Below are 9284 nucleotides of genomic sequence, written 5' to 3' on the forward strand. Positions count from 1 at the left end.
ACGAAGAGGTTATGGGTTTAGAAACTTCAACAATTTCAAATTAAGAAGTTTTCTGACTTGGCATTTTGCCAGCTAATTTCAGTTTATTTTACATACCATGTTCGGTAGAGCCGAAACAGCTTTATGTGTTACTCGCTCATTGCAATGAAAAAGCAGAACTTTATAAAAAAGTACCGGGAAGAGTAATAGTTGCTCTACCAGCGATAACTAAATCTGAATGAAGGAATAAAGGGTTTAATGAACAGCACCATGCCTGTCCTCCTATTCTTTTCAGAGATGATTTAGGAAAAATAAATTTATTTGCTTATATTCGAGATACTGCAACTATTATTCAACAGGGTGACGTTCCTCTAGAAGATAAAGAATGGAAACTACTTTTAAGAGAAGGGCTTGGTGTTTTACCTCCAGTACCTATTCCATCTCCGCTTGTTATCCCACCCTCACCACGAGCTAAAGTTATTGACGAATTGCGAAACTGGATTAGTGATATTGATTGGCAGCAACTCGAAATCGGGATGCAAGTTCCTCCAGGGCCACAAAGAATTCGTGGTATGGCAGGGTCGGGAAAGAGTATCTTGTTATGCCAAAAAGCTGCTCGAATGCACTGGCGGAATCCAGAAATGGATATTGCCTTAGTATTTTTTACCCGCAGTCTTTACGGGTTGATTATTGAATTACTGGATAAATGGTTGCGCCACTTTAGCGGTGGTGAAATGTATTATGACCCCAAAACTTCTAAATTGCGAGTATTACACGCTTGGGGAGCTAAGGAGCAGCCAGGTCTGTATAGTTCTATCTGCAAAGCGTCTAATATTAAAACTCAGAATGTTAATGATTTCCCAATCCGTTTACCTAATGAAGCGCTAGCTCTTGCCTGTACAGAATTACTTAATAAATCAAATAGCCCCCAGATTTACGATGCTATTTTGATTGACGAAGGGCAAGATTTGATTGTTGATGATGCTTTAAAATTTGAGGACAAACAACCCTTTTATTGGATGGCATATCAAGCTTTACGACCTGTTGACTCTGCAACACCAGAAAAACGACGTTTAATCTGGGCTTACGATGAGGCCCAAAGTCTTAACAGTTTGGTAATTCCAAAGAGTAGTGAAGTTTTAGGAAATAAGCTCAGCGGGATTATTGGAGGGTCAGGCGGAGCAATATATGAAGGTGGTATCAGAAAGGCTTATGTTATTCGACGCTGTTATCGCTCTCCAGGCAATATTCTTACTGCTGCTCATGCGATCGGGATGGGGTTATTACGACCTAGCGGAATGCTAACGGGATTTACAACCAAAGAAGACTGGCGAAGAATTGGATATGAAGTAGAGGGGGACTTTAGAAAAATGGGTTCAACAATTACTCTATATAGACCTTCGGAGAATTCACCGAATCCTGTACAACAGCAATGGGATGGAGAGCTACTTGAATTCAATATTTATTCTTCAAGAACGGAAGAGTTGAAACAGGTAGCAAACCGAATAAAATGCAATTTATTTGATGAAGGGTTGAATCCAAGCAGAGATATTTTAGTAATTGCCTTGGGTTCTTTACAGCTTCAAGAACAGATAGCCGAATTTCTTGTAGCTAATGGGATTAACTTCTATATTCCAACTACTACTAGCAATAATTCTTTTCCTGATGGTAAAACAGGCAATCCGAACAAATTTTGGAATGAGGGGGGTGTTACTGTATCTGGTATTCACCGTGCTAAAGGGAATGAAGCAAATATCGTTTATGTAGTGGGATTAGATAATGTAGCAAAAAATGAAAGTAACCTGATTTGGCGAAACCAACTATTTGTGGCAATGACCAGAGCGAGAGGCTGGGTTAGCTTAAGTGGAATTGGAAAGTATTCCATGTATGAGGAGATTCGCCAGGTTATTGAAAGTAAAGGTAGTTTAAATTTTCCCTTCCAGCCTCCTCTACTAGATACTGGCGAATCCGCATAAATTCTGCATTTAGAAAGCTTTAGTAAAAAGAGTATTAAAGTTTAGATCGACGTGCAGAGTGATTTAGCAGCTCTTTTAAGTTAGGCCACAGAGAAAAACTTCCTAACACTATCAAACTAGCTCCGAGCGGATAGACGAACCAACGATTATCCTGCTCCAGTTTTAGAGACTTGGCTTCTGAATTTTGCATAAATACATTAATCTCAGAGGCTTTGTCATCTGTAAAGCTAAAACCGTTATTAATTGGAAAGTAGAGTTTCCCGTCAGATGTTAGCAGGACAAGCTGACTTGATTTCCCATGTCTCTGAACGTCTGCTTTCTCTAAGCGCGAGAGTGGGAAGGGAGTCACGGTTTCCCCTCGTAAACCAGACACCACGAGTTTACACATACCCAAAGACTGGAGGCGATTACATTCCAAGGTTGCCAGTTGCGGATTAAGCAAAAACATTCCCCCTCGGACAATGAGAACAGTCCCTAGAATCGTTGTCCAGAATGATTGTTGGATATGTGCGGAAACGCCCTGAAGTTCAAATGAAGTATATCGCCGTCCCGATTTTCTGGAATCTTTTTCAGAACTTCCCATGCTTGTTCTCTCCGGTTGGGCATAAAACAACATAAGTGCCACCTTGGTGAGATACAAGCTGGTGCAGTCTTACTCCGGTTTGAGTTGTGAAGTGTTTCAATTCAGAGCGCTCGTCAATCATCTGTAACCACGTATTGTTAAACGGTCGTTTTTTGGTACGCCACTGACCCTTTTAACAGATTGATTCTTTGATGAGTTTTATGACGCTGCTACCCACCTCTCTCCCAGCAATTCAGTAGACATGTGGTGTTTTAGCAAAATGGGACGTTTTTAGAGGCTGTCTCTCAGTTTCTCGATTTCACCTTGAGGCATTTGAAGTAGATAATATAAGTTGTATAAATGTGTGTTTTTTATTAGACAATGAAGTTTTTTGATTTACTGCTTTTCAGAATCGCCTCTGCATTCTCAATTATTCCTAATATAGAAAGCTGGTTGATAGCACTGTCGCTCGTATTCATTACTGCTATAGTTTGCTTAACCCTAGGACTTCCAAGTGGATTTCTCAAGATTAGCAAACCAAATTTACCAATTCATAAGCTGATCAGCGCCGCAGTCGTATGCTTCTTTTTTCCTGGTGTAGCTGAGGAACTCATATTTCGAGTGATTCCTCTTCCTCACATAACAGAAAATGTTTCAATTAATACTTATCTGATTTGGGTGGTGCTTAGTTTATTCGCTTACGTCATTGTCCATCCACTCAATGGTTTAACATTTTACAAAAGAGCTTTACCAGTATTTACAAGACCTGTTTTTCTAGTCTCGGTGTCCGTCTTGGGAACTGCCTGCACAGTTTCTTACCTGCAATCTGGCTCTATTTGGACAGCCGTTATAATTCACTGGAGTATTGTCGTATCATGGCTATTTATTTTTAATGGATATCAAGAACTTAATCCTAAAAAAACGCTCAGAAGTAGTTAATTTTACTAGCAACCCGTACTTCCTCTAATAAGACTTCTTATGGCACGCAGGTTGGTAACTCCCTGTTCAAGAACTCCCGTGATTGTGCGGTTGAGCCAGCGAATTCCCCGTCGATTTTCTTTAACGACTTTGGGGATTTTGGGAACGGATGGAATCATCCCCGCGGACATCGCCCAATTCAAAAACACCTTGATGGTAGTTAGCTGGCAATTAATACTTTGGGGTTTAAGCGAATGAGATAAATAGCACTTGTACTCTAGCAAGTCAGCCGTCGCCACTAAGTCTGGGAAAAATTTCAATTTTTGCTGGAATTTAAACCACCACAGTTGTTAGAAACATGATTACTTCCACATCATTGCAGCTTCGGTAGGTTTACTTCTGATATCGTGAAAAGAACTTGGAAACTTCCACTGAGTGATACAGTAACAATTCACCATTCTGTAGTAGGTGGGAAAACAGCCATTTTTCCGATATAACGTATACGCACCGATAGCTACTTAGTGACTACCGTTGCTTCTGCGATATCGGAAAGAATAGTTTCCAATACCAAAGGCTTATTCTCAATAAGTCTGTCAATAAGCTGATATCTTCTCGTCGATTAAGGGGTTAAAAGCTTCATTCCTTAAGCTTTCAGCTTGCTCGTCACCCCTTAAGGAACATTTCTGAAAAGATTAGTTATTTAATCTTTTAAAAATAGAAATTGAACCAAAAGCTCCCATTGCCAATAGCCCTAATAAAGAACCAGGTTCAGGAACAGTTTCTTTTTTAGCTCCTGTAGCATTAAAGTTATCAAATGCAAATCCGCTACCAGCAATTCTTGAAAAACCTGATATGCGTAGAAATCCAATACTTTGAGATAAATCACTAAAGAGGAATTTGAATGGTTTACCATCAAAAGTACCTGCTCCTGCCCCAGCAGGTATTTCAGGCGTTAGGAAAGAGTTAATTAATGTTCCCCCTCCTGTAAGTGCTTCAATTAAATACCTTTCCCCATGATCGACATCCCATAATTCTCCAGATAAACTGTTGACAGGTGTCCCAGAATATTGGACTAGGAAAGAAGCGGGTGTTGCTAAAGTGTCCTTAAATACGTTAAGATTCGCTCCTTCTAAAGCTGTTGATCGCCGAGCGCGTAATAAAAAATTACCTCCTGCGTTATTTAAAGTTCTGTCAATATTTGGAATACCCGAACTGGTGTAACCCGGAAGATTACTATCCTTACGACTCACTATTATGGCATTGTGATCAATAATTAAGTCGTTATTAACATCAAATCCAAAAGTGACAGTCGTCCCATTTGAAAGGGTGTAAGGAGCAAGTAGTGCTCCGGTAGCTGTAGAAGGTGAACCATCAGGTAAAGATTCAAAATTAATAACTTGTGCTTGTACGGAACTTGACAATTGCATAGAGATAGCAACCGTACTCAAGACAAAAGTTGCTAGCTTTGTTTTAGTTTTCATGGTCAATCCCCTAATATTTCCATCACAAGTTTTGCTAAAATAGAGACAAGATGTAAAGGTCTTAGACTGAGTGAGTAGGGGCAATCTGATGGCGGCTTATCTAATTACAGGGGCATGGTAGGAAATTTTGCAGGTATCGCTTAACGCCACTTCAGAACAAGTCAAAAGCGCGTACAGGACAGCCACTAAGGTCTGGCATATGGATGTTAAGAGTAGCCCCATCGCTAAAGCACGAATAACAGCGCTGAACAAAGCCTAGGAAGAAGCGAAAGCAAGTTTTACCGGTTACAAGTATCGAGTCTAGAGATCACTCCTTTCACCGTAGCGGCATCGACTTCACCCAAGTATTGCCCGATCGCACTCGCGCACAACTTCCGCTTCCTTTGTGTCAGAAGCTTCGGCAATGCCCCTAATTTTCTCCTGCCACTCCACCGGGAACCCTCGCGCAAAACATGGGTGATTCTGCCATCTGTGCCGACTCTGCTATCAGTTACCAATCAAAGGTAGTCGATCTTACTTGATGACGGTGATAACAGCGCAGGCATAAGCAAAAATCATCGATTGCGCCCAAAACCCTGATTCTGTCGTTAAGCGGATAGAGCGGGATTGATAAGCTCCGTTGAATTCGGCAAGATGAAATCTTTAAATCAACGCTATAGCAATACTTTTATGTATCTATTCAACGAAATACACTTTTCGTGTAATCTAGGTATTAAGTAGCTTATAGCAGCATGAAGGTTAGGGGCAACGGGCAAGGGAAAGTTCTCACCGCAGATGAATTGAGGCGGTTGTTCACCGATGGGTTAAATTCACCACGCGATCGCGCTCTGTTTGCCATCTGTCTTTTTACTGGATGTCGTGTATCGGAAGCACTGGCGCTCCAAACTACGGACATAAAAAGTGGAACGTTGACTTTTAGGAAGTCTACCACGAAGGGAAAACTAAAAACTCGCGTTGTGGACATTCAACCTGCACTAGCGGCAATACTGGCAGAGTACCAGCTTCTCAAGCCAGGGGTGTTGTTTCCATCTGGAGTCAGGGGAAAGGAACACTTGAGTCGGTTTATGGCTGATAAGATTTTGAAGGATGCTTGTCGCCGGATTGGAGTAGAGGGAGTTAGTACCCACAGCTTTAGGCGAACTGCTCTGACTCAAATGCACAATGCAGGGATACCGCTACGACACATTCAGGAGATATCTGGACACAATGACCTGGGTACTTTGCAGCGCTACTTGGAAGTGTCTCCAGAGCAGAAGCGTAAGGCAGTATCGATGATTGGTTGGTAAAGTTACCAGCTCGCGCCCACCACCGCATTTCTACATAGCACCAAGGGCAGCGCTACTAAAAATCATCCCTAATCCTGCTGTGGTGGGGACGCGCTCATTGTAGTAAATAGATTTTTTGAGATTGCTTCTGGAACCCACAGTTACTGACCGCTCTCCAGTGGCTGTGATTTCCACCTCAATTAAGTGGTTGAGGTGGCTCTCTGTGCCGCCGTTATGGGTCGCTCTCTAGGATATGGACTTTGAGTCGAATAGCCAAAAACCCCTGGAATCTTTTAAGTGCGATCCTCCTCGCGATCTGGGAACACACATATTCCCGATTGGAAGAAAATCCTCTCTCAACTCCAATCGAAAGTTCTGGTTTGATCGAGCAGGACTCTTGAATCGCTGCCAAAAATGCGATCGCCAATCGGGAAAGTTACCTATGATGTAAAGCCGGATCTTCCGCCAGTGTGATCGCACTGCAAGAAATGTATGTGTCTAAGTATCCGTTTGGACACCACTAAGCACTAATTGAATTGCAGCTTCCGTATAACGCTCTATCATCTCCTGACTCAGTAAATCCTCATCTGGCGTCAGATGCTTCACGTTGTCATAAGCATTGGCATAGAACGTACAAATGCCAATAATATTGAGCGTCGTCATGTGAACATCGAGCGGGCGAAACACACCCGTTTGCATTCCACGTTCTAGAACGCCTACCAGTTGTGCAATCGGTTCCTGCCAATTAATGACTTTAAAGTACCGTCCCTGATTCTGAATTGCTTCCTGAAACAAAAGCATTCCCCGATTTCGGTTCGTGGTTTCGTACTCAATTGTGGCTTGAAGCAGTAATCTCAACGCTTCATTGGCAGGCAGTGCATTCAGGTTCAGTTGCTCAAACACAGATTGGAGAAACGCAGCCGGACGCTGCAATACGGCTTGATATAGCCCTTCTTTACTCTGGAAATAGTAATAGATCATCCGAGGCGCGACTCCTGCACGAGTTGCAATTGGGTCAACCCTTGTGCCATGTAGCCCGTGTTGAGCAAACTCAATTTCGGCGGCATCGAGAATCTGCTGCTGAGTTGCCTCGGCATCTCGAATCGCTCGCTTCGGCTGCTCTAGGGATTGTGCTTTACGCGCCATACGCCAGTACGTGGTCTATTGATGTGAGTCTGCCTTGATCCTACTCGGTTTATGAAATAAACGTTCCATTAACGCTTGACAAAAGCAAGAGGTAGCCTTCATCTTTATGAAATAAACGTTTAATTCATAAACCGATGACACGATTTCTGATTGGCACGATTGCAGCGACAGGGCACGTCAATCCGGCTCTACCAATCGTGCGGCGACTGATTGAGCAGGGGCATGAAGTGTGGTGGTACACCGGGCATGGATTCAAAGAAAAGGTCGAAGCGACGGGTGCGCGTCACGTTTCGATTCAACGCGGGATTGACTTAACGCGATTTGAGACAATTCCAAAAAGTTGGCTTGAACAGCGCGATGCGCTCAAAGGGGTCGCGCAGTTTAAGTTCTACCTCAAACACGGCTTTATTGATGCAGCAGTGACGCAATTACAGGATCTCACTGATATCCTCAATGAATTCCCAGCAGAGATTCTATTGTGTGATGTGTTCTTCCTGGGAATGTCCTGGCTGTACGAAAAAACAGGTTTACCCTGGGCAGCGTTTGGGATGTCTGCTTTACCCTTTATGAGCCACGATACGGCTCCATTTGGCTTAGGAATGCAGCCGAACCCTTCTATGAGCGGACTGCTACGGAATCAGCTACTCAACATCTTCTCTCGTGCTGTATTAATGCGGGATGTCCGTATTCACTTAGATCAGGTTCGGTCTAGTGTTGGCTTAGCTCCCAAAGGGCAAGATTTTTTCACGGCTGCACTTTCACCCTTCCTCTACCTTCAAGGAACAACGCCTTCGTTTGAATATCCACGGAGTGACTTGCCGCCCCAGGTTCACTTTATTGGCACTTTTCTGCCTCAGGCTCCCCCTGACTTCGTACCGCCCGCTTGGTGGCAGGAGTTGCAGGGTGAACTGCCTGTCGTCCACGTTACTCAAGGAACAGTTGCAACGGAAGCAAGTGATCTCATTGAGCCAACGATTCAAGCCCTTGCAGATGAGGATGTGTTAATCGTTGCGACGACTGGAGAACAGCCGCTTGACCCTCTTAAGCTCAAAGCAATACCTCGGAATTTGCGGATTGAACCGTTTATTCCTCATGCCTGTTTGTTGCCTCACGTGGATGTCATGGTGACAAATGGCGGCTTCAATGGTGTGCAGATTGCTTTGGCAAACGGAGTGCCGATGGTCACAGCCGGACAAACTGAGGAAAAACCAGAGATTTGCGCCAGAGTGCAATGGACGGGAACCGGAATTGATCTCAAAACAAGCACCCCAACACCCACAGAAATTAAAAGTGCGGTGGAAACAATCCTATCGACTCCAACCTATAGGCAGAATGCCCAACGGTTTCAGCAAGAGATCAGGTCGTTAGATTCTCCAGCGATTGCAGCATCATTACTCGAAACTCTAGCAAACACAAAGCAACCTGTGCTGAGCAAGTAATGGCAATCTCTCAATCAACATCCTTTCTGCCTGCCCAGATTATAAATAGTCCAAGGACGACAAGGTATTGATTACCCAAGCATTGCGCGTTTAGCCTTCCCACTCTTTCTCGATTGCAGCTTGCAAATAGTTGTGAGTTTTACAGATGCCTGGTTTATCGAGCGAATCTCAACCCTGGCAACCGTAGTGATTGGTGGGATTAATTTTCCAAGTACAGTAGTGATTATGCTGTTGGCTTGTTTGGGAACGGCTCTGTCTATCTGACGCTCTGGCGTTGCACAAACGACCGTTTATAAGACAAATTCAAGCACTTTCCCCAACGCCTTGGAGTGCCTAACTAAACACACAAGTTAGGCACTCCAAGGCGTTGTCAGTCCCACATACCCTCAAACTTCCTGAGTAACCCAACCCTGCTTCAATTGCTGCCTTCGCCACAATATCTCCCACAGTTCTCGTTGTCAGTGGAGCCTGACGCTCCGAGTTTAACAACCAAGCGTATCTGGATATTCCCGTTGCAG

12 protein-coding genes are annotated in these 9284 nt (G+C 43.6%); 5 read left to right on the top strand and 7 right to left on the bottom strand.

Translation table 11 applies throughout. The features are described from left to right. Nucleotides 1-662 precede the first annotated feature (662 nt). Complete coding sequence (locus tag H6F74_RS24895) at nt 663-1955, top strand: ATP-binding domain-containing protein (RefSeq protein WP_190444825.1); 1293 nt, start codon at nt 663-665, stop codon at nt 1953-1955. 34 nt (nt 1956-1989) lie between these two features. Here the strand turns inward: H6F74_RS24895 and H6F74_RS24900 are convergent, their stop codons facing one another. Then, a complete protein-coding gene (locus tag H6F74_RS24900; protein ID WP_190444826.1) occupies nt 1990-2538 on the bottom strand; it encodes a hypothetical protein in 549 nt (182 codons plus the stop codon). Between the two features lie 360 nt (nt 2539-2898). Here H6F74_RS24900 and H6F74_RS24905 point away from each other — a divergent pair, with 360 nt between their 5' ends. Continuing rightward, the gene (locus tag H6F74_RS24905) at nt 2899-3456 is read left to right on the top strand and encodes a CPBP family glutamic-type intramembrane protease (RefSeq protein WP_190444827.1); all 558 of its coding nucleotides are present in this window, start codon (nt 2899-2901) and stop codon (nt 3454-3456) included. 5 nt (nt 3457-3461) lie between these two features. On the opposite strand, the gene H6F74_RS24910 is transcribed toward H6F74_RS24905, so the two are convergent. From H6F74_RS24910 to H6F74_RS24920, 3 genes are all read right to left on the bottom strand, one after another. Further along, nucleotides 3462-3755 carry a hypothetical protein gene (locus H6F74_RS24910; RefSeq protein ID WP_190444828.1) on the bottom strand — a complete coding sequence of 98 codons (294 nt, stop codon included), beginning with the start codon at nt 3753-3755 and terminating at the stop codon, nt 3462-3464. A gap of 372 nt (nt 3756-4127) precedes the next feature. Next, the gene (locus tag H6F74_RS24915; protein ID WP_190444829.1) at nt 4128-4916 is read right to left on the bottom strand and encodes a PEP-CTERM sorting domain-containing protein; all 789 of its coding nucleotides are present in this window, start codon (nt 4914-4916) and stop codon (nt 4128-4130) included. Between the two features lie 278 nt (nt 4917-5194). Beyond that, on the bottom strand, nt 5195-5413 hold the full coding sequence (locus H6F74_RS24920) for a hypothetical protein (protein WP_190444830.1): 219 nt from the start codon (nt 5411-5413) through the stop codon (nt 5195-5197). 234 nt (nt 5414-5647) lie between these two features. Here H6F74_RS24920 and H6F74_RS24925 point away from each other — a divergent pair, with 234 nt between their 5' ends. Continuing rightward, nucleotides 5648-6202, top strand: a complete 555-nt coding sequence (locus H6F74_RS24925; protein ID WP_190444831.1) for a site-specific integrase — start codon at nt 5648-5650, stop codon at nt 6200-6202. Between the two features lie 30 nt (nt 6203-6232). On the opposite strand, the gene H6F74_RS24930 is transcribed toward H6F74_RS24925, so the two are convergent. Both H6F74_RS24930 and H6F74_RS24935 read right to left on the bottom strand, forming a co-directional pair. Continuing rightward, nucleotides 6233-6376: a hypothetical protein gene (locus H6F74_RS24930; protein ID WP_190444832.1), complete on the bottom strand. Its 144-nt coding sequence runs from the start codon at nt 6374-6376 to the stop codon at nt 6233-6235. Nucleotides 6377-6679: 303 nt separating this feature from the next. After that, the gene (locus H6F74_RS24935; RefSeq protein ID WP_190444833.1) at nt 6680-7327 is read right to left on the bottom strand and encodes a TetR/AcrR family transcriptional regulator; all 648 of its coding nucleotides are present in this window, start codon (nt 7325-7327) and stop codon (nt 6680-6682) included. A gap of 134 nt (nt 7328-7461) precedes the next feature. Here H6F74_RS24935 and H6F74_RS24940 point away from each other — a divergent pair, with 134 nt between their 5' ends. Together H6F74_RS24940 and H6F74_RS30730 are read left to right on the top strand one after the other, a co-directional pair. After that, complete coding sequence (locus H6F74_RS24940) at nt 7462-8766, top strand: nucleotide disphospho-sugar-binding domain-containing protein (protein ID WP_190444834.1); 1305 nt, start codon at nt 7462-7464, stop codon at nt 8764-8766. A 132-nt stretch (nt 8767-8898) separates the two neighbouring features. Beyond that, nucleotides 8899-9030 (top strand): hypothetical protein, encoded by a 132-nt coding sequence (locus H6F74_RS30730; RefSeq protein WP_277875866.1) that lies wholly within the window; start codon nt 8899-8901, stop codon nt 9028-9030. A gap of 69 nt (nt 9031-9099) precedes the next feature. On the opposite strand, the gene H6F74_RS29715 is transcribed toward H6F74_RS30730, so the two are convergent. Then, on the bottom strand, nt 9100-9284 hold a 185-nt coding region (locus H6F74_RS29715), incomplete at its 5' end, for a hypothetical protein (RefSeq protein WP_206756351.1).

The organism is Trichocoleus sp. FACHB-90 (assembly GCF_014695505.1).
In the GTDB taxonomy this organism is placed as follows: domain Bacteria; phylum Cyanobacteriota; class Cyanobacteriia; order Cyanobacteriales; family FACHB-T130; genus Funiculus; species Funiculus sociatus.